23 protein-coding genes and 1 pseudogene are annotated in these 21,189 nt (G+C 70.9%); 9 read left to right on the top strand and 15 right to left on the bottom strand.

Going from position 1 to position 21,189, the window contains the following annotated elements; genetic code table 11:
• Positions 1–43 precede the first annotated feature (43 nt).
• Positions 44–652, top strand: a pseudogene (locus MA875_RS16750) (DUF998 domain-containing protein); the annotation flags it as partial.
• A 178-nt stretch (positions 653–830) separates the two neighbouring features.
• On the opposite strand, the gene MA875_RS16745 reads toward MA875_RS16750, so the two are convergent.
• The 5 genes from MA875_RS16745 to MA875_RS16725 form a co-directional block, all read right to left on the bottom strand.
• Entirely contained in the window at positions 831–4,427 is a 3,597-nt protein-coding gene (locus MA875_RS16745) for an efflux RND transporter permease subunit (protein ID WP_248243387.1), read from the bottom strand.
• Positions 4,428–4,567: 140 nt separating this feature from the next.
• The gene (locus MA875_RS16740) at positions 4,568–4,954 is read right to left on the bottom strand and encodes a fluoride efflux transporter FluC (RefSeq protein WP_248243386.1); all 387 of its coding nucleotides are present in this window, start codon (positions 4,952–4,954) and stop codon (positions 4,568–4,570) included.
• Positions 4,951–5,379, bottom strand: coding sequence for a fluoride efflux transporter FluC (locus MA875_RS16735; RefSeq protein WP_248243385.1), 429 nt, complete (start codon positions 5,377–5,379; stop codon positions 4,951–4,953). The genes MA875_RS16740 and MA875_RS16735 overlap by 4 nt, the downstream gene beginning before the upstream one ends.
• Before the next feature lie 39 nt (positions 5,380–5,418).
• Positions 5,419–6,384 (bottom strand): DNA topoisomerase IB, encoded by a 966-nt coding sequence (locus MA875_RS16730; protein WP_248243384.1) that lies wholly within the window; start codon positions 6,382–6,384, stop codon positions 5,419–5,421.
• A 33-nt stretch (positions 6,385–6,417) separates the two neighbouring features.
• Complete coding sequence (locus MA875_RS16725) at positions 6,418–6,687, bottom strand: SAP domain-containing protein (RefSeq protein WP_248243383.1); 270 nt, start codon at positions 6,685–6,687, stop codon at positions 6,418–6,420.
• 241 nt (positions 6,688–6,928) lie between these two features.
• Between MA875_RS16725 and MA875_RS16720 the strand changes: the two genes are divergently transcribed.
• The gene (locus MA875_RS16720; protein WP_164478137.1) at positions 6,929–7,093 is read left to right on the top strand and encodes a hypothetical protein; all 165 of its coding nucleotides are present in this window, start codon (positions 6,929–6,931) and stop codon (positions 7,091–7,093) included.
• A 106-nt stretch (positions 7,094–7,199) separates the two neighbouring features.
• Here the strand turns inward: MA875_RS16720 and MA875_RS16715 are convergent, their stop codons facing one another.
• Positions 7,200–7,958, bottom strand: coding sequence for a MerR family transcriptional regulator (locus MA875_RS16715; protein ID WP_248243382.1), 759 nt, complete (start codon positions 7,956–7,958; stop codon positions 7,200–7,202).
• A gap of 144 nt (positions 7,959–8,102) precedes the next feature.
• Between MA875_RS16715 and MA875_RS16710 the strand changes: the two genes are divergently transcribed.
• Together MA875_RS16710 and MA875_RS16705 are read left to right on the top strand one after the other, a co-directional pair.
• Positions 8,103–8,999 (top strand): DUF4097 family beta strand repeat-containing protein, encoded by an 897-nt coding sequence (locus MA875_RS16710; RefSeq protein ID WP_248243381.1) that lies wholly within the window; start codon positions 8,103–8,105, stop codon positions 8,997–8,999.
• Positions 8,996–9,607 carry a PadR family transcriptional regulator gene (locus tag MA875_RS16705; RefSeq protein ID WP_248243380.1) on the top strand — a complete coding sequence of 204 codons (612 nt, stop codon included), beginning with the start codon at positions 8,996–8,998 and terminating at the stop codon, positions 9,605–9,607. Before MA875_RS16710 ends, MA875_RS16705 begins: the two co-directional genes overlap by 4 nt.
• Positions 9,608–9,619: 12 nt before the next feature.
• Here the strand turns inward: MA875_RS16705 and MA875_RS16700 are convergent, their stop codons facing one another.
• A complete protein-coding gene (locus MA875_RS16700) occupies positions 9,620–10,153 on the bottom strand; it encodes a universal stress protein (RefSeq protein WP_248243379.1) in 534 nt (177 codons plus the stop codon).
• A 162-nt stretch (positions 10,154–10,315) separates the two neighbouring features.
• On the opposite strand from MA875_RS16700, the gene MA875_RS16695 reads away from it, so the two are divergent.
• Positions 10,316–10,483: a DUF3073 family protein gene (locus MA875_RS16695; RefSeq protein ID WP_179561265.1), complete on the top strand. Its 168-nt coding sequence runs from the start codon at positions 10,316–10,318 to the stop codon at positions 10,481–10,483.
• A 58-nt stretch (positions 10,484–10,541) separates the two neighbouring features.
• Here the strand turns inward: MA875_RS16695 and MA875_RS16690 are convergent, their stop codons facing one another.
• The 3 genes from MA875_RS16690 to purM all read right to left on the bottom strand — a co-directional run bounded on the left by MA875_RS16690 (position 10,542) and on the right by purM (position 13,849).
• A complete protein-coding gene (locus MA875_RS16690) occupies positions 10,542–10,931 on the bottom strand; it encodes a TIGR02611 family protein (protein WP_248243378.1) in 390 nt (129 codons plus the stop codon).
• Between the two features lie 299 nt (positions 10,932–11,230).
• Positions 11,231–12,691 carry an amidophosphoribosyltransferase gene (gene purF, locus MA875_RS16685; protein WP_248243377.1) on the bottom strand — a complete coding sequence of 487 codons (1,461 nt, stop codon included), beginning with the start codon at positions 12,689–12,691 and terminating at the stop codon, positions 11,231–11,233.
• Positions 12,692–12,697: 6 nt separating this feature from the next.
• Positions 12,698–13,849 (bottom strand): phosphoribosylformylglycinamidine cyclo-ligase, encoded by a 1,152-nt coding sequence (purM, locus tag MA875_RS16680; protein ID WP_308221547.1) that lies wholly within the window; start codon positions 13,847–13,849, stop codon positions 12,698–12,700.
• A gap of 46 nt (positions 13,850–13,895) precedes the next feature.
• Between purM and MA875_RS16675 the strand changes: the two genes are divergently transcribed.
• Positions 13,896–14,501 carry a zinc-binding alcohol dehydrogenase gene (locus MA875_RS16675; RefSeq protein WP_248243376.1) on the top strand — a complete coding sequence of 202 codons (606 nt, stop codon included), beginning with the start codon at positions 13,896–13,898 and terminating at the stop codon, positions 14,499–14,501.
• A gap of 3 nt (positions 14,502–14,504) precedes the next feature.
• Here MA875_RS16675 and MA875_RS16670 read toward each other — a convergent pair whose 3' ends face one another.
• The 3 genes from MA875_RS16670 to MA875_RS16660 form a co-directional block, all read right to left on the bottom strand.
• Entirely contained in the window at positions 14,505–14,849 is a 345-nt protein-coding gene (locus tag MA875_RS16670; RefSeq protein ID WP_248243375.1) for a potassium transporter Trk, read from the bottom strand.
• Between the two features lie 63 nt (positions 14,850–14,912).
• Positions 14,913–15,347, bottom strand: a complete 435-nt coding sequence (locus MA875_RS16665; protein WP_248243374.1) for a hypothetical protein — start codon at positions 15,345–15,347, stop codon at positions 14,913–14,915.
• Between the two features lie 86 nt (positions 15,348–15,433).
• Positions 15,434–15,787, bottom strand: a complete 354-nt coding sequence (locus MA875_RS16660) for a sterol carrier family protein (RefSeq protein ID WP_248243373.1) — start codon at positions 15,785–15,787, stop codon at positions 15,434–15,436.
• 77 nt (positions 15,788–15,864) lie between these two features.
• Between MA875_RS16660 and purD the strand changes: the two genes are divergently transcribed.
• From purD to MA875_RS16645, 3 genes are all read left to right on the top strand, one after another.
• Positions 15,865–17,127: a phosphoribosylamine--glycine ligase gene (purD, locus tag MA875_RS16655; RefSeq protein WP_248243372.1), complete on the top strand. Its 1,263-nt coding sequence runs from the start codon at positions 15,865–15,867 to the stop codon at positions 17,125–17,127.
• Between the two features lie 135 nt (positions 17,128–17,262).
• Positions 17,263–17,610, top strand: coding sequence for a TfoX/Sxy family protein (locus tag MA875_RS16650; protein WP_248243371.1), 348 nt, complete (start codon positions 17,263–17,265; stop codon positions 17,608–17,610).
• 304 nt (positions 17,611–17,914) lie between these two features.
• Positions 17,915–18,775, top strand: a complete 861-nt coding sequence (locus MA875_RS16645; protein ID WP_248243370.1) for a phosphoribosylaminoimidazolesuccinocarboxamide synthase — start codon at positions 17,915–17,917, stop codon at positions 18,773–18,775.
• Between the two features lie 45 nt (positions 18,776–18,820).
• Here the strand turns inward: MA875_RS16645 and MA875_RS16640 are convergent, their stop codons facing one another.
• Positions 18,821–20,398 carry a hypothetical protein gene (locus MA875_RS16640; RefSeq protein ID WP_248243369.1) on the bottom strand — a complete coding sequence of 526 codons (1,578 nt, stop codon included), beginning with the start codon at positions 20,396–20,398 and terminating at the stop codon, positions 18,821–18,823.
• Positions 20,380–21,123 (bottom strand): ABC transporter ATP-binding protein, encoded by a 744-nt coding sequence (locus MA875_RS16635; protein WP_248243398.1) that lies wholly within the window; start codon positions 21,121–21,123, stop codon positions 20,380–20,382. The genes MA875_RS16640 and MA875_RS16635 overlap by 19 nt, the downstream gene beginning before the upstream one ends.
• Positions 21,124–21,189: the final 66 nt, after the last annotated feature.

The following is a 21,189-nucleotide window of genomic DNA, read 5'->3' as shown; positions in this document are numbered from 1 at the left end:
CCGACCACCCGGATCCGTCGGCGCCTGACCGATCGTGAGCAGCATGACCACCGCGACCCTCCCGGCCACGGCTCCCTCTCTTCCTGCCCTCACCGTCGCGGCCCCGGTCGCCCCCGTCGCTCTCCCCCGGGTCCACCGCCTCGGCACCATCGCCATCTCGTCCCTGCCGATCGGCGTGCTGCTGGCGATCCTCACCACCACCGATCCCGACTGGTGGCACCTGCACTTCTCGCAGCTCGGTACCTTCGCCACCGTGTCGAGCAAGCTGTTCAACTCGACCGTGCTCTTCTCGGGATTCTTCCTCGCCGCGTACGGCGTGCTCCTGGCCGTCGCGCTGCCGCAGGGGGTCGGTCGTCGCACCGGCCGGATCTTCCGGGGGTCGATCGTCTCGGCGGGGCTGCACCTCACCGTCGTGGGCATGATCCCGATCCCCGTCAGCGTGGTCCTTCACGACCTCGCGGCCTCGGGCCTCGGGCTGTCATTCCTGACGATGGTGGCGTCGAGCCTCGGCATCCGCGGTCGCCACGCGGCGTTCCGCCGGTTCACCGTCTTCTGCGTCGTGGTGCTCGCCAGCGGCATGGTGATCCTCACGGCCGGCTTCATCACGCTCGCCCTGTTCGAGATCGTGGCCTTCTCGCTGATGCTCGTGTGGCTCGGCGTGCTCCCCCGGGCACTCGCCTACCGCGCGCAGGCCACTCTCGACCGCGGGAAGAAGGTGGATGTCACCTCCCAGACGGATGCCGCGACCGCGCCTCCCGCCGACATCGCCGTGGCACCACACTGCGTGGCGTCGCCCGTCACGACCCGCCGGTTCGCCGAGCCCGCTCTGATCAGCGCGGACCGTGCTCCCCGCCGTCAGCCCCTTCGTCCGACGATGCCCCGTCGGGCGATGCACCTTCCGACGTCGCGGCCGGTGACGGCCCCTTCGGCCCGTCCGCAGCGGTCGGTTCGGGTTCGTGTGACTCAGCCCGGTCGGCGCCTGGGCCGCCGTCGACTGACGCGTCCGTAGTCGGCGACTCCTCCGCCGCTTCCTCCGGGGGCATCGGCGTCTCGATGTCGGGGTCCTGCTCGATCATCGGCAGGTCGTCGGGCACGGTCGTCTCACCGATGACGTCGCTTTCCGCGGCATCCTCGTCTGCGGACGTCGGCGTCTCGACATCGGGAGCCTCCTCGATGAGCGGCACGGCCACGGCGATGGCGCCGGTTGCGACACCCGCCTGCTGCCGCAGCTGGCGCCGGGTGAGGCCGGTCGCCGCCCCCGCGTCGAGTGCACCGTCGCCGGGAGCGAGTGCGCCCTCGGCGGGAAGGATTGCACCCTCGGCGGGAGCGAGCGCACCCTCGCGGGCGCCGGCGCGGCGCGCCTCGCGGCGCTCCTTCGCCCCCTCGATGAGGTTGTACAGGGTCGGGAGGACGAGGAGCGTCAGCACGGTCGACGAGATGAGACCGCCGATCACGACCACGGCGAGCGGCTGCGAAATGAACCCGCCGCTGCCCGTGATGCCCAGCGCCATCGGCGTGAGAGCGAAGATCGTCGCGAGCGCCGTCATGAGGATCGGCCGGAGCCTGCGCGAGCCGCCCGCGATGGTGGCATCGTGCGCCGAGAGCCCCTTCTCGCGGTACTGGTTGACGAGGTCGATGAGGACGATGGCGTTCGTCACGACGATGCCGATGAGCATGAGCACGCCGATGAGCGAGGGCACGCCGAGCGGGATGCCGGTGACGACCAGCAGCAGGATGGCACCGGTGGCGGCGAAGGGCACCGAGATCAGCAGCTCGAGCGGCTGGCGCAGCGATTTGAACGTCGCGACCATCACGATGTAGACGATGAGGATGGCGGCGAGGAGCGCCAGACCCAGCTGCGTGAAGGCGTCCTGCTGCTCGGAGACGACACCGCCGAGCTCGGCGTCGGCGCCCGTGGGCAGGTCGATGTCGGCGAGCGCCTCGGTCACCGTGGCCGACGCGACGTTCAGGTCGTCGGTGGACGGCGTCACGGTGACGGTCGCGGTGCGCTGTCCGCGCTCGGTCGTGATCGACGCCGGGCCGGTCGAGGGTTCGACGGTCGCGATCTGCTCGAGCGCGATCGGGCCCGTGGCGCTCGGGACCTGCAGCTGGCGGAGCTCGTCGATGGTGAGCGGGGTGTCGGCGGCGGTGAGGTAGACCGTGAGGGCCGTGCCGTCGATCTCGACGGATCCCACCGACTGCGGCTGCATGGCGGCCGAGACGATGCCGCCGACCGCGACCTCGGAGAGCCCGAGACCCGCGGCGGCGTCACGGTCGACCGTCACGGCGATGTACGGCAGCGACGAGGAGAGGTTGTTCGAGATCTGACCGATGCCCTCGCGTCCGTCGAGGCCTGCGACGACGGCGTCGGTCGCCTCCTGGAGCGTGGCCGAGTCGGGCGCGGTGACGTCGATCTCGATGTCGGTCGAGCCGAAGCCGCCCTGGGCGGCCGAGACGGTGATCTCGCCGGCGTCCTCCAGCTCCGAGACGCGATCCTGCACCTCTTCGCGGAGGGCGACCTGGTCGACGTCGTCGGCCGTGGTGATCGAGTAGGTGATGCCGGTGCCGCCGCCGGCGAAGGCGTCCTGCAGCGGCGAGCCGCTGGAGCCGATCGAGACCTGCACCGTCTCGATGCCGTCGATGTCGGTGAGGATCGCCTCGACCTCCTCGGCCGCGGCGCTCTCGGCGTCGAGGCTCGGGGCGGGTCCGATGTCCTGCCGCATCGTGAAGGTGTTCTGCCCGGAGTCCCCCAGGAAGTTCGTCTTCATGAACGGGATGGCCGCGATCGTGCCGCCGAGGACCAGGACGGCGATGAGAAGCGTCGCCCAGGAGTGCCGGAGCGTCCAGCGCAGGATCGGGAGGTAGCCCTTCTGGAGCCGGCTCGGCGGGGCCGCCGGGTCTTCGGGGTCGATCGCGCGCCCGGCCTCGTCGAGGATGGGCTTACCCGGCCGCAGGAACCAGTAGGCCAGCACCGGCACGATCGTGAGCGCCACGAACAGCGAGGCGAGGAGCGCGATGGTGGTCGTCAGCGCGAAGGGGCGGAACAGCTCGCCGGTGACGTCTCCGACGAAGGCGATCGGGAGGAAGACGGCCACCGTCGTGATCGTCGACGCGGTGATGGCCGTCGACACCTCGCGGACGCCGAGGAGGATGGCGGCCTTCTTGTCGGCATCGCCCACGTAGTGGCGCTTGATGTTCTCGATCACGACGATCGAGTCGTCGACGACGCGTCCGATCGCGATCGTGAGCGCGCCGAGGGTGAGGATGTTCAGCGAGTAGCCGAACGCCTGCAGCCCGATGAAGGTGATGAGGACGCTCGTGGGGATCGAGATCGCCGTCACGAGCGTCGAGCGGATCGACAGCAGGAAGACGAGGATGACGAGAACGGCGAAGACGAGTCCGAGCGTGCCCTCCACGGCGAGGGTCTCGATGGACTTCTGGATGTAGGGCGCCTGGTCGAAGACGACGGTGAACTCCGCCCCGCCGAGGGCGTCCTCGAGGTCGGGGAGCGCGGCGAGCACGCCCTGCGACACCTCCACCGTGTTCGCGGCGGGGAGCTTCGTTACCGCGATCGTCAGGGCAGGCTCGCCATCCACGCGCGAGATGCTCGTCACGGGATCCTCGGCCTGCTCCACGGTCGCGACGTCGCCGATCGTGACCGTCCCGGCACCGAACTGCGCAGCGTCGGTCGGCACGAGCGGGAGCGCGGCGATGTCGTCGACCGAGCCGAGCTTCACACCCGTCTGCACGGTGAGCGTCTCGTCGTTCTCGGTGATCTCACCGCCGGGGAAGAGCACGCCGTTCTGATCGAGGGCGTCGCGGATCGCCTGCTGACCGAACCCGGCGGCGGCGAGCGCCGCCTGGTCGGGCGTGATGCTGATGCGCTGGCCCGTGCCGCCGACGATCTGCGCGGTGTTGACGCCGTCGATGTCTTCGAGCTCGGGAACGACGCTTGTCTCGAGCTGCGACTGGATCGTCTCCTCGTCGTCGTAGCCGGTGACGGCGAGCTGGATGACGGGGAAGTCGTCGATGCTGGCGCTCAGCACGTTCGGGTCGAGGCCGTCGGGCAGCTGGCTCTCGATGCGGTTGATCGCCTGCGTGATCTTCTGCTCCGCGGTGGCGAGGTCGGTGCCGTAGGTGAACGAGGCCTGCACGACCGACGCGTTCGTCGTGCTCGTCGCGGTGGTGGACTCCAGGCCCGGAACGGCCTGGATCGCCGTCTCGATCGGCGTGGAGACGTCGGTGTTCACCACCTCCGGCGAGGCGCCGGGGTAGGTCGAGACCACGATGAGCGTGGGGAACTCGATCGAGGGGATCAGCTCCTGCTTGAGGCTGTTCAACGCGATGCCGCCGAACAGCGCCGCCACGATCGTGATGAGGGCGATGAGCGCGCGGTTCTTCAGGCTCAGGACGGCGAGGTTCGACATGAGCTGCTTTCTTGCAGGAGACACCGGATGCCGCGATCCGGCGCTCCGCGATGGGGGTGGTTCTGCTGCTGTGGCGGAGTGGCCGGCGCGTCGATACGGGAGTGTATCGGCCGCCTCAGTATCTCATCCGCGAGGGAGCGTCAGGCTGTGAGGAGCATGCCGAGGAGGAGCCCGGCACCGGCGGCGGCGACGGCGGCGAGGAGGGTTCCGACCACGTTCCCCAGCGCGAGGCGCCACCGCCCGCGCTCGGCGAAGAGCATCGTCTCCACCGACACGGTGCTGAAGGTCGTGTACGCCCCGAGGAAGCCGACCCCGACGATCGCGACAAGGGAGTCGTCGAGGGCGAGTGCCGCTCCGGTGAGAAGACCGAGCAGGAACGATCCCGTCACGTTCACCAGCAGGATGCCGAGCGGGAACGTGCGCATCCAGACGCGCTGCACGAGGGTGTCGACGACATAGCGACTGCCCGCGCCGAGGGCGCCGGCCGCCAGGAGCAGCAGGAAGGCCAAGGGGTCGACGGCGTTCACTCGGCCTCCCGCGGGGCGTCGGAGCCCGGCCGCCCGCCCGTGAGCCGCCGGCCGATCACGAGCCCCCCGAGCGCGGCGAGGAGGCCGAGGAGCAGCGAGGCGAGCGCGAGCAGCACGGCCGCGGCCGCGGCATCCGCTGTCAGCTGCACCGTCTGGACGGCGAACGTGCTGTAGGTGGTGAAGCCGCCGAGGACACCCGTACCGGCGAACGCGCGCAGTCGCGGGCGGCGGTCTCCGAGCAGCGCGACGACGATGCCGAGGACCAGCGACCCGACGACGTTCTCGACGAGGGTGACGGCGATGACCTCGGTGCGGCCGCCGCCGGCGACGGGGAGGAGCAGCAGGGCCCGAAGGCCCGCCCCGATCGCCCCGCCGGCCATGACGGCGAGGAGCACATCGGCGCGGATGCGCGGTCGGGCGGGCACCCGGCCACAGTACTCGCCGCGACGGTCGCGGCGAGGGACTCAGCGGCCGGTGAGCAGCTGGCGGATGGCCGACTCGGGCGAGATGGTGAGGTCGAGGAGGCGTCCGCGGTCGTAGCGGGCGAAGACCTTCGGGTCGATGTAGCTGCTGCGCGCCACGGCAGGGGTGTTGCCGAGCGCTTCCGCCGTGGCGCGCACGGCGAGCTTCTCCGCGCGCTTGCGGTCGCGCGCGGTGTCGACGGTGCCGATGCGGGCCAGCGCCTCAGCGGCCATGATCGTTCCGCGCAGGGTGCGGAAGTCCTTCGCGGTGAAGCGCCCGCCGGTGAGGGCGCGGACGTGGTTGTTGACGTCGGCGGGGGTGAGCGGCACGCGTCGCCGGCCGCGCTGATACGACAGCAACGCCGAGCGCGGGCGCCCGGCGCTGAGCTCGTCGATGACGGCGGCGAGCTCCTCGTCTTCGATGCGGATGAGCGCGCGCTGCCCGCTCTTGGCGGGAAAGGACAGCGTGATGACCGCGCCGTCCACCGACGCGTCGCGACGCTGGAGCGTCGTCAGGCCCCGACTGCCGTGGCGCTCGAGGTAGCGGGCCGACCCGATCCGCGGCGCGCCCTCATCGAGCAGGCGGAACGACACGGCCAGCACCTTCTCGCGGCTGAGCTCGTCCCGGCGAAGGGCGGTGGTCGCTTTCGCCCTGGCGCGCGGGAGCGCCTCGGCGAGGGTCAGGGCGCGGGCGAATTTGCCGCGATCGCGGCGCTCGCGCCACTTCGGGTGGTACAGGTACTGGCGCCGCCCCGCCTCGTCGACCCCGACCGCCTGGATGTGGCCCATCGGCTCGCTGGAGATCCAGACGTCCTGCCAGGCCGGCGGGATCACCAGCTGGTGGATGCGCTCGCGATCCTCCTCGGGAACGGATGACCCGTGGATGTCGACGTACCGGAAGCTCGACCCGGAGCGCACACGCCGATATCCGGGGTCATCGCCCGGGCGCACCCGCACCAGTCGCGCCACCCGCCGCTCCTCCGTCGTGCTCAACGCCCGCGCTCAGTGGTCGCGGAGCATCGAGATGAGCTCCGCCTTCTTCTTGTTCGAGTATCCCGACAGACCGAGCTCTTTGGCCCGGCCGCGCAGCTCTGCGACGGTCCAGTCCTCGTAGTTGCCCGACTCGCCGCCGCGGCGGCCGACGGTCTTCCGACCGTCTCGGGCGGCGGCGTTGGAGATGCGCGCGGCCTTCTCCTTCGACGCACCGTCCTTGCGGAGCTCCTCGTAGAGCTCGGGGTCCTTCAGGCTCGACGAGCCTCGTCCCTGGGGCATGATGCCTCCCTCCATGCGACCGGCATCGCGGTCACACCGCCGACGTTAGGACGACCGCCGCTCAGGCACAGCGGCTTGACAACCCCCTTCCCCGGGGATAGCCGGATGACCGGCGATTACACCGCGTGAGAGGCCTCGTCAAGCCCCTGCTGACCGAGAGCGCCGAGTGTCAACCTGGGAAAGTGCCGAGTGGCACGCGGCGCACCCGACCTGGTCGCCGATTACGGACAAGGAGAGCCCCATGAACCTCGCCCTGATCATCATCATCGTGGTTGCGATCGTGCTTGCCATCGTCGGTGGCCTGAACTCCGCCCTGCAGTGGCTGCTGTGGGTGGCGCTCATCGTCGGCGTCATCGCACTGATCGCCTTCCTCTTCCGCGTCATCACCGGCAGCCGCCGGACCTGACGTCCCGCACCCGCGCGCGACGGACAGAGCGCGGGATCAACGAAAGGATGCCGCAGGCGCTTGGCCTGCGGCATCCTTTCGTTCGTTCTGCGGTGTGCTCGTGTGCTCACCGGGTTGCGTCCACGTGCTGTCGAAGCGCCGCGCGGACGAACTCCGCACCTGCCGTGCCGCCGTAGTTGGCCGCGAAGCGGGGATCGTCGACGTACATGTCGGCGAGACCGCGCACGTACTGCGCGAACTCGTCGGGAGATCCCTGGCCGGGCGTGCCCGGAATACCGCGAAGCCATGCAACATGGCGGGCGGCGAGCGCCTGCGCCTCGTCGCCCTCCGGATCGATGCCGCGCTCCGCGGCGGCGATCCAGTCGCGCCCGAGGTCGGCGGCCCGCGACATCCATTCGCTGCGCTCGGTGTCACTCATCCCACGCCACCAGCGGTCGCTTCGCGCGTAGGCATCGGACCCCCAGCGCTGTTCGACCTCCTCCCGGTAGCGGGTGTGGTCGAAGCCGTCGAACATGTTCTCTGCCATCAGTTCTTCACCTCCTCTCAGTGCGTGGATGGTCGCCTGCACCGACGCGATCTGGCGCGCCAGCCGGCTCTGCTCCTCCTGGAGCCAGGCGAGGTGCGTTTCGAGCGCCTCCGCCTCGCTCGTCTCCCGATCGAGGAGACCCCGGATCTGCGGGAGCCCCAGACCCAGCTCGCGAAGGAGCAGGATCCGCTGGAGGCGCACCAGCGCCGAGCGGTCGTAGTAGCGATACCCGTTCCCACCCACGCGGGTCGGGCGCAGCAGCCCGACGTCGTCGTAGTGCCGGAGCGTCCGGCTGGTTGTCCCCGCCAGACGCGCAATGTGCTGGATCGGCCAGTCCATGTGGCATCCCTCCCTTCGTCATCGACGCTAGAGGTTGACGTTGCGTCAAGGTCAAGACGGGATCACCCTCGGGTATGGCGGAACGCGATATATCGTGTTAGCCTCGGCGGTATCGAGATATATCGCGTCTCACTTGGAGGAGTCATGAGTCTGGAGAAGTGGATCATCCACCCGGGCGAAACCCGTGTCATCGATCTGGAGCACGTGCGTGCGTTGAAGATCGGACTCGTCGGCGGTCAGATCGACGTCGTCGCCCACGATGAGCCGGGAGCGCGCATCGAAGTGCATTCGGTGACCGTCAAGGATCTTCGCATCGAGGTCACCGGCGACGGCGCCGAGGGGAGCACCGTCGAGATCGATCACCCGCAGCTGCGGTGGGACAACTTCCTCGAGGTGTTCCGCAACTTCGGCGCGAGCGGTCCGCGCGCCGAGATCAGCGTCGCCGTCCCCCGCTCCGTTGCCCTGAACCTCGGGGTCGTGAGCGCCAGCGCGCTGGTGACCGGCCTGCGCAGCGACGCCAAGCTCAACACCGTCTCGGGCGACATCATCGTCGACGGTCACACCGGCAACCTCACCGCCAATGCCGTCTCGGGCGACGTGCAGGTGCGCGAACTCGTCGGCGGGCTCGTGGCCAACAGCGTCTCGGGCGATGTCACGGCCACCGGCGAACTGCGCAAGGCCACGATCGACACCGCCTCGGGCGCCATGCTCGTCGACTCGACCGGCAACCTGCAGAGCGTGAACCTCAACACCGTCAGCGGCGACGCGACGGTGCGCCTCGACGAGGCGCTGCCGGCCAACTACGTGGTGCGGAGCGTCAGCGGGCGGATCCAGATCGACGGCGTCGTGCGTTCGGGCCGCGGACCGACCGGCTACAGCGGGTCGACCGGCGAGCTCAGCGGCTCGTTCGTCGACGTGCGGGCCAACTCCGTCTCGGGAGACCTGACGGTGCTGCGACGGGCCGCCCGCGTCGCTCCCGCCGAGGCGCCGGCCGCGCAGGTCGAGGGCGCCGACGAGCGCCGCGAGGAGGAATGGTCATGACGCCGGTGTTCTCGCACGGCGACTTGCGCCTGTATCTGCTGAACCTGCTCGACGAGGGGCCGCGTCACGGCTACGACGTGATGCAGGCACTCGCGGACCGCACGGGGGGCACGTACACGCCGAGCGCCGGCACCATCTACCCGCGGCTGGCGAAGCTCGAGGAGGAGGGGCTCGTCACCAAGACCGTCGACGGGCGGAAGACCGTCTACGAGATCACCGAGGCCGGCCGGGCAGAGGTCCGCGCGCGTGCAAGCGACCTCGAGGGGATCGAGGCGGGCCTGAGCGACTCCGTGCGGATGATCGCCGAAGGCGTCCGCGGCAGCGTGCGCGAGGCGATGAAGAGCCTCCGAGCCGACCTCGCCGCCGCGCGGGTCGACGAGCGCGCCGGCAGCGAATCGACACGGACGGCGACGGATGACCCGCGGTCGCGCAGTCGCGAGCAGCTTCACCGTGCCGACGCGGCCCTCACCGAGTTCCGCGCCCGCGTGCGGGGCGACCTGAGGACGCATGTCGCGCGGGGCGGCGAGCTCGCGGCATCCGTCGTCGACCAGCTCACCGACGATCTCGATCGGATCTCGCGGGAGATCACCCGCGCGCTGCGCGGCTGACCCGCCCGGCCGTCACGCCGGCCAGATCTCCTCGCCCTCGGGCACCGGCTCGCCCAGGGGGACGACGAGGATCGGTCGGCGCTGACGGTGGGCCAGCCGGGCGGCGACCGAGCCGGTGAAGAACTCGCGGATCGACTCGCCGATCCCCCGCTTGCGGGTGCCGACGACGAGCAGCTTCGCGTCGATCTTGTCGGCGAAGTGCTTGATCGCGAGGGCCGGGTCGCCGACGAGCTGATGCACCTGCCAGGTGACCCCGTGCCCGTCGAGAGCGGCCGCAGCGGCCTGCTCGATCAGCTTCAGATCGGCCTCGCCCGAGGCGATGTTGATGTCGATGGGTGCGGAGTGCACGTATCCGTCGGGGTCTTCGTAGGTCACGAAGCGGGTGACGTCGACGTGCACGACGACGAGCGGCACGCCCAGCAGCTTGGCGTAGCGGCCGCCTTCGGTGAGGACGCGGGGCGACTGACCCGGGATCACCCCGGCGATCACCGCGCCGTGAAGGGCTTCGAGATCGATGCCCGCGGTCTGGGATTCCGCCTCGCTCATATATCCTCGTTTCACCAGTCGTGGGGCCGCCGGTCGGGCGGGGCGCCGTGATATTCTGAATGCTACTCTTGCCGGTTCGTTGCCGGATTCGTGATTGCCCGGGTAACCGTCGCGGAAAGCCCGCGCACAACAGCCCGCGGCTCAGACATGAGGGGGTCTCGCATGGGGCGTGGCCGACAGAAGGCGAAGAACACCAAGATCGCCCGTGAGCTCAAGTACGACATGCAGAGCATCAACTACTCTGCGCTCGAACGTGAGCTCGGCTCCCCGACTCGTGAAGACGAGTACGTCGACAAGTGGGCGGACGAGTACGAGGACGAGAAGGCCTGACAGCCCCGAGTCTCCGCCGTACGTCGACGTCTGCTTCTTCTGCGCGCCCTGACGCCGGTCACGCTCGGCGGGCGGCGCGCTGCGCGCGATACTGACGCCACCACGTCCAGAAGCGGTCGAGCTGACGCTTGAGCCAGGCGGCGATGCGCCGCGCCCAGTGGAATTCGGTGCCGAGGACGGCGAGCCCGAGGAACACCACCAGCCAGCCGGGCCCGGGAAGCGGGACGAGGATCAGTCCCCCGACGGCGAGGACCCCGCCGAAGATCGCGACCCCGATGCGGTAGAACCGCTCGAGGAACGGATGCCCCGCCACCCACGATCGCATGCGACGAAGCGTCGCGCGGATCGGCCGGTCGGGCCGCTCGGCCTCGGCGATCTCGTCGCGGATCTCGCGTTCGAGGCCTTCGGCCTCGGCTTTGCGGGGGTCGGGGTTCGCGGGTGCGGACACCCTTCGACGGTAACAACGCCGCTCGCGAATGGGCTGGGAGGCGGGTGGGCAGTCGCCCCACGCCGCGCGGCCCGGCCCGGGGCCTCACGCGCGCCCCCGTCTGCCGTCCCCGCGGTCGCAGAAAGTCACCTCCGTCGCAGAATTCGGCCGTTTCGCTGCGACGCCGATGAAATCCTGCGACGCCGAGAGCAGTGGGGACCCACGTGGGCGGAGGACCGGAGTGCATGCGAGTGACGCAGGCACGGCGGGTGGCGCGGCGCGTGACGCGGGCGCCGCGCAACGCCGCCGCGGGCGGGCGATCAGCTCTCCTGCGAGCCCTCCACCCAGGCGAGGTACTCCTCGGTCACCGTGCCGGTGACGTAGCGGCCGTCGAAGCAGCTCATGTCGAGATCCTCGACGTCGGAGCCCTCGAGGATCGCGGCCTTCAGGTCCTCGACCTCCTGGTAGACCATGTAGTCCGCGCCGAGCTCGGCGGCGATCTCGGGGATCGTCCGCCCGTGGGCGACGAGCTCCAGCCGCGAGGGCATGTTGATGCCGTAGACGTGGGGGTAGCGCACCGGCGGTGCGGCCGAGGCGAACGTGACGCTCTTCGCCCCGGCATCCCGGGCCATCTGGATGATCTCCTTCGACGTCGTGCCGCGCACGATCGAATCGTCGATGAGGAGCACGTTCTTGCCCTTGAACTCACTCGACATCGCGTTGAGCTTCTGACGCACGCTCTTCTTGCGCACCGCCTGCCCCGGCATGATGAACGTCCGCCCGATGTAGCGGTTCTTGTAGAAGCCCTCGCGGTATTCGATGCCGAGTTTGCGCGCGACCTGCATCGCCGCGGGGCGCGACGAGTCGGGGATCGGCATCACGACGTCGATCGCTCCGGGCGGGGTGTACTTCGCGATGGTGTCGGCCAGGCGCTCGCCCATGCGCAGCCGCGCCTCGTAGACCGAGATGCCGTTCATGATCGAGTCGGGTCGGGCGAGGTAGACGTATTCGAACGAGCACGGGATGAGCTTGGGGTCCTTCGCGCACTGACGCGTGTGCAGGTGCCCGTCGAGGTCGATGAAGACCGCCTCGCCGGGGTCGACGTCGCGCACCACTTCGAACTCGCCGTTCTCGAGCACGAGGCTCTCACTGGTGACGACCCACTCGTAGTGCCCGTCGTCGTGGCGACGCGTGCCGAGGATGAGCGGGCGGATGCCGAACGGGTCGCGGAAGGCGAGCAGCCCATGTCCGGCGATGAGAGCGATGGCCGCGTACGACCCCTCCACGCGCTCGTGCACGCGGGTGACCGCGTCGAACACCTGGTCGGGGTCGAGCTCGGGGCCCGAGATCGTCGACTGCAGCTCACCGCCGAGGACGTTCACGAGCAGCTCGGTGTCGCTGGAGGTGTTCAGGTGCCGGCGGTCCTTGTGGAAGAGCTCCTCGGTGAGCTCCCGGGTGTTTGTGAGGTTGCCGTTGTGGATGAGCACGATGCCGTAGGGGGCGTTGACGTAGAACGGCTGCGCCTCCTCCTCGCTGGAGGCCGTGCCCTTGGTGGCGTAGCGGACGTGGCCGAGACCGATCGTGCCGAGCAGCGCCCGCATGTCGCGGGTGCGGAACGCCTCGCGCACCATCCCGCGCGCCTTGTGCATGTGGACCGCGCCGCCCGGCTCCGCCGTGGCGATGCCGGTGGAGTCCTGCCCCCGGTGCTGGAGGAGGAGGAGCGAGTCGTAGATCTCCTGGTTGACGCTCCCGCGCCCGACCATCCCGACGATTCCGCACATGTGGTGTTACTTCGCTCCGATCCGGGGGATGCCGCGATACGCGCCGACCAGGCGCACAGCGCCCCCGTCGACGCCCTTCGCGCCCTGCTCGAACTCGCCGTCCGGCAGGGTGCCGTCGCCGACGACGCCGACCTGCCACGTCGTGATTCCCGCGCGCTGGAGGGCCGCGGTCGCGGCATCCGCTCTGTCGGCGGCGACGACGGCGAAGAATCCGACGCCGAGGTTCCACGTGCCCTCGGTGGCGGTCAGCGAGAGGTCGCCGAGGTCGGCGAGCACCTGGAACACCGAGGGCGGCTCCCACGTCGAGCGATCGACCTCGACCCAGCTGCCGCGCGGCAGCACGCGGGCGAGGTTCGCGGCGAGGCCGCCGCCGGTGACGTGGCTGAGGGCGTGCACGCCGTCGCCGACCTCGTCGACGAGGTCGAGCAGCGGCCGGGTGTAGAGGCGGGTCGGTTCGAGCAGGGCCTCGCCCCAGGTCGTCCCGAAGTCGGCGGCGTGGTCGCCGTAGCCGATCCCGGCCCCGGCGATGATGTGCCGGATGAGGGAGTACCCGTTCGAATGCGGACCGCTCGAGGCGAGGGCGAGGACCGCATCACCCGGGCGCACGCGCTCCGGGCCGAGAACAGCGGATGCCTCGACGACACCGGTCGCCGCCCCGGCGACGTCGTAATCGTTCGGGCCGAGCAGTCCCGGGTGCTCCGCGGTCTCGCCGCCGACGAGCGCCGCTCCGGTCTCGCTGCAGCCGCGGGCGATGCCGGCGACGATGTCGGCGATGCGGGCCGGCACAACCTTGCCGCAGGCGATGTAGTCGGTCATGAACAGCGGTCGGGCGCCGACGACGGCGATGTCGTCGATGACCATGCCCACGAGGTCGAGGCCGATGGTGTCGTGCTTGTCGATCGCCTGCGCGATCGCGACCTTCGTGCCGACGCCGTCGGTGCTCGTGGCCAGCAGCGGCCGCTCGTACCCGCGGAGCGCCGAGGCGTCGAAGAGACCCGCGAAACCGCCGACCCCGCCGAGCACCTCGGGGCCATGGGTGCGCGCGACAGCGTCCTTCATCAGCTCCACGGCCAGGTCGCCCGCCGCGGTGTCGACGCCCGCGGCCGCGTAGGGATTCTCGGGAGAGGAGGGGGAAGTGTCGCCAGGAATGCGGTCCACCCGCTCAGCCTACCCGCGCCGAAACAGCGGCCCTTACACTGGCGGCATGGGCGGTGCCGGCGGTCCGGAGTGGCTGATCCGCGAGGACGCGGGTCGGCCGGTGCTGATCGCCCTCTACCTCCGGCAGGCCCTGGGGATCCGCTCGCCTGATGAGCTGCCGCCGCTGCGCGGCATCCCGTCTCGCGTCAGCGCCCGCAGCGAGCACGCCCAGGCTCTGCTGGAGCGGCAGTGGCGGGAGTTCTGGGCGCTCACCGTCGAGCCGCAGGCGCATCCGTCGCCCGTTCCGCTCGACCTCGTCGACGGGTTCGGCGTGTACGTCGCCGTGCCCACCGAGGGGATGGACGAGCTGCGCGCGGCGATCGAGCCGCATGCGGCCGACGCGATCGAGTTCGCCGAGGACGCGCATGGCCGCTACAGCCGCGACGCGGGCTCGCACAGCGCCTATCGCGCCTACGCCAGCGCGATAGCCGAGCACGAGAGGCAGGTCGGCCGGCGCGCGCACTCGTTCGAGCTGAACGTGCAGGTGCTGCCGCTCGCCCAGCGGGGGGTGTGGTGGATCGGGTCGCTCACCATCGCGGTGACCGACGGGCTGCGCGGTGACATTGCGGCGTTCGACACCGCGATCCACCCGATCATCGCCGAGCTCGCGTGAGGGTCAGTCCTCGCGGGTGAGGGTGTGGTCCACGCGCACCTGACGCGTGCGACGCCCCGAGGTGCGGTCGAGGATCAGCGCGACGGCGCCCATCACCGCGAGGCCGACGGGGATGAAGATCAGCAGCAGGAACCCGAACACCTGGCCGCTGGAGTACTCCAGCCCGGTGTTCTCACTCACCTGCGCGGAGCCGTTGAAGCCGAAGGTGAGGATGAGGGCGGTGAGGATGCCGAGCGCGGCGCCCACCAGCAGGAAGGCGGAGTACTTCGGCGATCGGCGCACGCTGACGGTCTCGATCTCATCCCGTGCGGGGGGATGGATGCCGGGACGCGGCGCCTCATCTGCCATGACCCCATTCTCCCACCCCGCGCCTCGGGCGGCGTCGCGGGGTCGGGGAGAGGGTGGTCGGCGTCAGCGGGGCCGCGTGGTGGGGTCGGGATCGGTGGGCGGCCGCCACGGCGGCGGATCGTCGGAGACGGGGCGGCGGAGATCGTCGACAAGTGTCGTGTCGCGCTGCGCCTGCAGCATCCGTCTGCGTCTGCTGATGACGGCGTCGACGACGAGCACCACGAGTGCCGAGACGAGCAGGCCGAGCCCGGCGAAGACGACGCTCAGCACCCCGGCGACGCGGAAGGCGCCCCCGAGGCTGTCGGAGGCGGGGCCGCCGGGGTTGCCGACGAAGACGTAGAGGAGGGCCAGCGCGACGCCGGAGAGCACGCCGATCACGAGGAACCGACCGTACCGGGGCGAGCGGTGGACGACGGCGGGAATCCGCTCCTCATCGACGACGTGTTCGTCGTCGGGGTTTCCCTGCCAGCCGTCGCGGCCGGCGCGGCCGCGCGCCATGCCCTCATTGTGGCACCGGCGGTGGGGGGTCGGGGCCGTGCGGGTCGGGGCCGTGCGGGGGCCAGGGGGCGTAGGGCCGTGCGGGATCAGGGGCGCAGGGGCAGGAGGTCGCTGATGTCGGCGCGCACTCCGGATGCGTGGATCCGGCCGGCCGCGGCGGCCTCGCCCCACTGCTCGGCGCCGGTGGCGAGGGCGAGCCAGGTCGCGGCGTCCATCTCCACCACGTTCGGCGGGGTTCCGCGCGTGTGCCGCGGGCCCTCGATGACCTGCACCGCGCCGAAGGGCGGCACGCGCACCTCCACCGAGTGACCCGGCGCCTTCTCGGCGAGCAGCTGCAGCAGGTAGCGCACCGCGGTTGCCCGCGCCGGACGCGGTGCGTCGGGCAGGCGCGCGGCGTCGAGGGCGGCGCGTCCCTCGTCGGTGGTGATCTTCCGCGGCATCCCTCCACCGTACGCCGGGGCGGCGCCGGGGCCCGAGTCCCCCGCGAAGGCTCGGCACCCCTCGCTAGGCTGGCCGGGTGAGAATCCTGGTCCTCGGCGCGGGAGCCCGCGAGCACGCGATCGTCCTTGCCCTCCGCGGTGAGGAGGTGCGTCACGAGATCTTCGCGGCTCCCGGCAACGCCGGCATCGCCCGCGACGCCACGATCGTCGAGCTCGACCCCGACAGCCCCGCGGCCGTCACCGGGTTCGCCCTCGCGAACGACATCGACCTCGTGGTGATCGGACCTGAGGCGCCCCTGGTCGCCGGGGTCGCCGACGCCGTGCGCGAGCGCGGCATCCCTGCCTTCGGTCCCAGCCGCGCCGCCGCGCGGCTGGAGGGGTCGAAGGCGTTCGCGAAGCGGATCATGGAGGCCGCGGGGGTGCCCACCGGGCGCGCGACCCGCGCCCGCACGCTCGACGAGGTGGCCGCCGCCCTCGACGCCTTCGGCGCTCCGCACGTGGTGAAGGCCGACGGTCTCGCCGCGGGGAAGGGCGTCATCGTCACCGACGACCGCGATGCCGCTCTCGCCCACGCCGAGACGTACCTCCCGACCGGCCCCGTGCTGATCGAGGAGTTCCTCGCCGGCCCCGAGGTGTCGCTGTTCTTCCTCAGCGACGGCGACCGGGTGCTCCCGCTCAGCCCCGCCCAGGACTTCAAGCGCCTCGCCGACGGCGACGCCGGCCCGAACACCGGCGGCATGGGGGCGTACTCGCCGCTTCCCTGGCTCGCTGAGCGCTTCGGCAGCGAGGCGGCGTTCGTCGACCTCGTGACGAAGGAGGTCGCCGAGCCCGTCATCCGTCAGCTCGACGTCGAGGGAAGCCCCTTCATCGGGCTGCTGTACGCCGGCCTCATCGTCACCGACGCGGGTGTGAAGGTCATCGAGTTCAACGCCCGATTCGGCGACCCCGAGACGCAGGTCGTGCTGCCGCGGCTGGACGAGCCGCTGTCCGAGCTGCTGCTCGCCGCCGCGTCGGGCCGCCTCGAGGGCCGCGCCCGCCCCCGGTTCACCGACGACAAAGCGGTGACCGTGGTGCTCGCCAGCGAGGGGTACCCCGGGCGTCCGCTGACCGGTCGCGTGATCGAGGGGACGGATGCCGCGGAGAGCGTCGCCGGAGTGCACCTCGCCCACGCCGCGACCCGGGTCGACGGCGACGACCTGATCGCCACGGGCGGCCGAGTGCTGAATGTGGTCGCCGTCGCGCCGACGTTCGCCGAGGCGCGCGATCGCGCGTACGACGCGATGGGCCGCATCGCGCTCGAGGGCGGGCAGTTCCGCACCGACATCGCGGCGCAGGCCTGACCCGCCCCGGTCCTCGCCCGGTCGTTGAGCGAGCGCAGCGAGTCGAAACGCCCCCCGGTCGTTGAGCGAGCGCAGCGAGTCGAAACGCCCGCACCCACCCTCGACGCCGCCGCCGCACGTCGCTACGGTGCCGCTATGGCTGAGACCGAGCGCGCGGCAGCGAAGCGCCGCGGCCACGACCTGTTCGACCCGATCGCGGAGCGGTACGTCGCACACGACGGCGTCGACATCGGACCGATCTTCGGATCCGAGGGGCTGCGCATCCGCGGCAAGATCTTCGCGTTCCTGAGCTTCGACGGCCAGCTCATCGTGAAGGTCCCCGCCGAGCGGGCGAACGAGCTGGTGGAGACGACCCCCGCACGCCGCATGGTGATGCGGGAGCGCGAGATGAAGGAGTGGCTCTTCTTCGAGCAGACGGATGCCGCGCTGTGGCCGGCCGCGGTCGACGAGGCGTTCGCGTACGTCGACCGCATCACCCCCTGACATCCGCTGCCGCCCCCGGCGCCCGCCCCGGCCCCCCTCGCGTCGCTCCTCCCCCTCCGTTCGTCGGAGAAACGCCGCATCGGCGGAGCGAAGCGCCTCAGCGATCCGACGACGGTGCGAATCTCCGATGCACGGGGGTGCGGAGGGAGGTCTCGGGGCCGCAGCGCCCGTTGAGCGAGCGGAGCGAGACGAAACGCGACTCCCCACGCCCGTTTCGTCTCGTCGCTGCGCTCCTCGCTCAACGAGCGGGACGACCGGGGGCGACCGGGCCACGCCACGCGCGGCGGCTCGGGATAATGGGCGGGTGACCCACCCCACTGAGATTCCCGGCTGGCGGCACGTCTACTCCGGCAAGGTGCGCGACCTGTACCTCCCGACCGAGGGACCGGAGGATCGGATGCTGGTGGTCGCGAGCGACCGCGTGAGCGCATTCGATCACGTGCTCTCCCCCGGGATCCCCGGAAAGGGCGAGCTGCTCACGCGCCTGAGCCTGTGGTGGTTCGACCGTCTCGGTGTGCCGAATCACCTGCGATCCGGCGAGATCCCCGAGGCGGTGCGCGGACGCACGATGCTCACGCGGCGCCTGGAGATGCTCCCCGTCGAGTGCGTCGTACGGGGTTACCTCACCGGGTCGGGCTGGGCGGAGTATCAGCAGCACGGCACGGTCTGCGACATCCCTCTTCCCGCGGGCCTCGAGAACGGCGACCGCCTGCCCGAACCGCTCTTCACCCCCGCCTACAAGGCACCGCTCGGCGAGCACGACGAGAACATCTCCTTCGACCGCACCGTCGAGCTCGTCGGCCGTGACCGCGCCGAGCAGCTGCGCGACGCCTCGCTCGACATCTACCGCCGGGCCGCGGCGATCGCCGAGGAGAAGGGTCTCATCCTCGCCGACACCAAGTTCGAGTTCGGCGTCGACGACGGCGGCGTCCTGCGCCTGGCCGACGAGGTGCTGACGAGCGACTCGTCGCGCTACTGGGACCGCGCCGCGTGGGAGCGGGGCACCACCCCCGAGGAGCGCATGGCGAGCTTCGACAAGCAGATCGTGCGCGACTGGCTCGCCGCCCACTGGGACCGCACGGGCACCCCGCCCGAACTCCCCGCCGAGATCGTCGAGCGCACCGCGGCCCGCTACCGCGAGCTGATCGACCGCCTCACCGTCTGATCGACCGCCTCACCGCCTCAGCACCGGCGGAGCGCCACGCCCGCATCAGGCGTTGCGCATCGCCTTCAGTCGCGACAGCAGGACCGGCCCGGTGCGGTCGAGTGTCCGTCCGCCGACGATCATTCCCACCGCGAAGACGACGGCTCCCATCACCAGGCCGATGAGTCCCGCGATGAGACCCAGCACCGCGTTGCCGGTGAAGAACGCGATGAGCGCCGTCACCACCGACGGCGCCGACAGCACGATGGCGACGAGCCAGATGCCCAGGAAGGCCAGGCCCTGCACGAAGGTCACGCCCGGCACCCGCTTGAACGGGTTGTCGCCCGGGGCCGCGACGGGCACGACGAACTGCGCGGAAGTGATGGCGCACACGCCGTACGAGATCCCGAGCACGCCGAGACTGGCCCCCAGCACCGCCGGCGCCTGCGTCCAGTCGCCCGAGAACACGAACGGCAGGAGCGTGCCGGCCAGGGTCAGCGGCAGCGCGAGCGTCGCCGCGGCGAGGGTGCGGCCGTAGCGGTCGGCGCGCCCCGAGACCCCGGTCGCCAGCTGGGTGCCGAAGGCGGTGCCGTCGTACGAGATGTCGGCGTAGATGACGATGCCGATCACCAGCGCGATGAGAAGACCGCTCCAGCTGACCGCGGTCAGCGCGTCGCCGCCGCGGGCGTAGAACCACAGGATGACGGGAACGAGCGGCACGACGATGAGCTGGCGCAGGTAGCGCGGGTCGCGCAGCCAGTAGGTCAGCGACCGTGCGTAGATGGCCCCGAAGCCGCCTGTCGGCACCCGCCCGAACCATCCGAGAGCGCCGGGCTTCGCGGCGGCACCCCCGCTGCTCCGCGGCCGCACGAGGGCGTCGCCGAGCGCGCGGCGCCAGAGCACCCACAGGATCACAAGGGTCCCCACGGCGATGAGGAACTTCACCAGGGCCGGAAGGTACTCGCCCGCGGCCGCGGCAGCGGGGATCGCCCAGGCCGCGCCGAGGGGCGTCCACGAGACGACCTCGACCGCGACGGCGACGGTGTCGATGTTCAGCGCGAGTCCGGTGGTGAGGGCGATGATGATCGGGCCCGCGAGCACGAGCGGGATGAAGATCAGCACCCCGGCGATCTCGCGGAATCGCCGGCCGCCGCCGAGGCCCGCCGAGAGCGCCGCCATCGTGCGCGACGCGATGACCGCGGTGAGGATCGCCAGCGGCGCGGCGACCACCCACGCGACGAGCGACGCCGGCGTGCGCGCCCAGGTGGCGACGGTGGCGAGGGCGGCCACCGAGGTCACGATCCCCGGGATGCCGCACACCCCCGCGAGGGTCAGCGCGACCATCATCCGGTCGATCGTCATGGGGAAGGTGACCAGCCGGTCGGGCTCGAGCGTCGTGTCGACCCCCGCGACGAGAACCGGACCGAGCACCCATCCGAGCGTCACGAGGGCGCCGACCCCCACGACGATCGCCGACGCGAGATCGAGCGGAGCCGAACCGAGCAGCACCAGCCCGAGGACGGCGCCCCCCAGCATCCCGACTCCGTAGACGCAGCCGAACAGAAACCCCACGAGCTGCCAGGGGCTTCGCGCCAGCTGGTTGCCGAGGACTCGGAACCGCAGCCTCAGGAGTGTCGCAACCATTCCGGCCCCTCCCCGTGGCGGCGCCCGCCGACGAGGTCGACGAAGCGGTCCTGCAGCGACTGCCCCGCGCGCACGTCGTCGACCGTTCCGGCGACGAGGAGGCGCCCGCCCGCGACGACGGCGACGTGGTCGCACATGCGCTGGACGAGGTCCATGGAGTGGCTCGAGACGATGACGGTGCCGCCGGTGGCGACGTAGCCGGTGAGGATGTCCTGGATGTTCGCCGCCGACACCGGATCGACCGACTCGAAGGGCTCGTCGAGCACGAGCACGCGCGGGGCGTGGACGAGCGCGCAGGCCAGCGCGATCTTCTTCGTCATGCCCGCGGAGTAGTCCACCACGAGCACCCCGCCGGCCTCGGTCATGTCCAACAGCTGCAGCAGGTCGGCCGTGCGCCGGGCGATCTCGTCGTGCGGCAGCCCGAAGAGCATGCCGGTGTAGGTCACGAGCTGCTCGCCGGTGAGGCGGTCGAACAGCTTCACCCCGTCGGCGAGGTTTCCGAGCATGCGCTTGGCCTCGACCGGATGCCGCCACACGTCGACCCCGTGGATGAAGGCCTGTCCGGCGTCGGGCTGAAGGAGCCCCGTGGCCATCGACAGTGTGGTGGTCTTGCCGGCTCCGTTGGGTCCCACCAGGCCGTAGAACGATCCGGTCGGAACCGTGAGGGTGAGTCCCTCGACGGCGACCTTCTCACCGAAGCGCTTGTGCAGACCGGTGAGCTGCATCGCCGCCGAAGGCGGTGCGGTGGTGCGGAATTCGTTCACATCGCTCCATCCGTCGACGCGCCGATA

Origin of the sequence: Microbacterium kunmingense (assembly GCF_023155745.1) — a bacterium.
GTDB lineage: Bacteria > Actinomycetota > Actinomycetes > Actinomycetales > Microbacteriaceae > Microbacterium > Microbacterium kunmingense.
This window is presented reverse-complemented; position numbering and strand designations above follow the sequence as displayed.

What these genes read in the sequence shown, in the direction of transcription:
- MA875_RS16745 (WP_248243387.1), bottom strand. Translation starts at nt 4,427, where the DNA reads ATGTCGAACCTCGCCGTCCTGAGCCTGAAGAACCGCGCGCTCATCGCC.
- MA875_RS16725 (WP_248243383.1), bottom strand. Translation starts at nt 6,687, where the DNA reads ATGCCCCAGGGACGAGGCTCGTCGAGCCTGAAGGACCCCGAGCTCTAC.
- MA875_RS16720 (WP_164478137.1), top strand. Translation starts at nt 6,929, where the DNA reads ATGAACCTCGCCCTGATCATCATCATCGTGGTTGCGATCGTGCTTGCC.
- MA875_RS16715 (WP_248243382.1), bottom strand. Translation starts at nt 7,958, where the DNA reads ATGGACTGGCCGATCCAGCACATTGCGCGTCTGGCGGGGACAACCAGC.
- MA875_RS16710 (WP_248243381.1), top strand. Translation starts at nt 8,103, where the DNA reads ATGAGTCTGGAGAAGTGGATCATCCACCCGGGCGAAACCCGTGTCATC.
- MA875_RS16705 (WP_248243380.1), top strand. Translation starts at nt 8,996, where the DNA reads ATGACGCCGGTGTTCTCGCACGGCGACTTGCGCCTGTATCTGCTGAAC.
- MA875_RS16700 (WP_248243379.1), bottom strand. Translation starts at nt 10,153, where the DNA reads ATGAGCGAGGCGGAATCCCAGACCGCGGGCATCGATCTCGAAGCCCTT.
- MA875_RS16695 (WP_179561265.1), top strand. Translation starts at nt 10,316, where the DNA reads ATGGGGCGTGGCCGACAGAAGGCGAAGAACACCAAGATCGCCCGTGAG.
- purF (WP_248243377.1), bottom strand. Translation starts at nt 12,691, where the DNA reads ATGTGCGGAATCGTCGGGATGGTCGGGCGCGGGAGCGTCAACCAGGAG.
- MA875_RS16675 (WP_248243376.1), top strand. Translation starts at nt 13,896, where the DNA reads ATGGGCGGTGCCGGCGGTCCGGAGTGGCTGATCCGCGAGGACGCGGGT.
- MA875_RS16670 (WP_248243375.1), bottom strand. Translation starts at nt 14,849, where the DNA reads ATGGCAGATGAGGCGCCGCGTCCCGGCATCCATCCCCCCGCACGGGAT.
- MA875_RS16665 (WP_248243374.1), bottom strand. Translation starts at nt 15,347, where the DNA reads ATGGCGCGCGGCCGCGCCGGCCGCGACGGCTGGCAGGGAAACCCCGAC.
- MA875_RS16660 (WP_248243373.1), bottom strand. Translation starts at nt 15,787, where the DNA reads ATGCCGCGGAAGATCACCACCGACGAGGGACGCGCCGCCCTCGACGCC.
- MA875_RS16650 (WP_248243371.1), top strand. Translation starts at nt 17,263, where the DNA reads ATGGCTGAGACCGAGCGCGCGGCAGCGAAGCGCCGCGGCCACGACCTG.
- MA875_RS16640 (WP_248243369.1), bottom strand. Translation starts at nt 20,398, where the DNA reads ATGGTTGCGACACTCCTGAGGCTGCGGTTCCGAGTCCTCGGCAACCAG.
- MA875_RS16635 (WP_248243398.1), bottom strand. Translation starts at nt 21,123, where the DNA reads ATGCAGCTCACCGGTCTGCACAAGCGCTTCGGTGAGAAGGTCGCCGTC.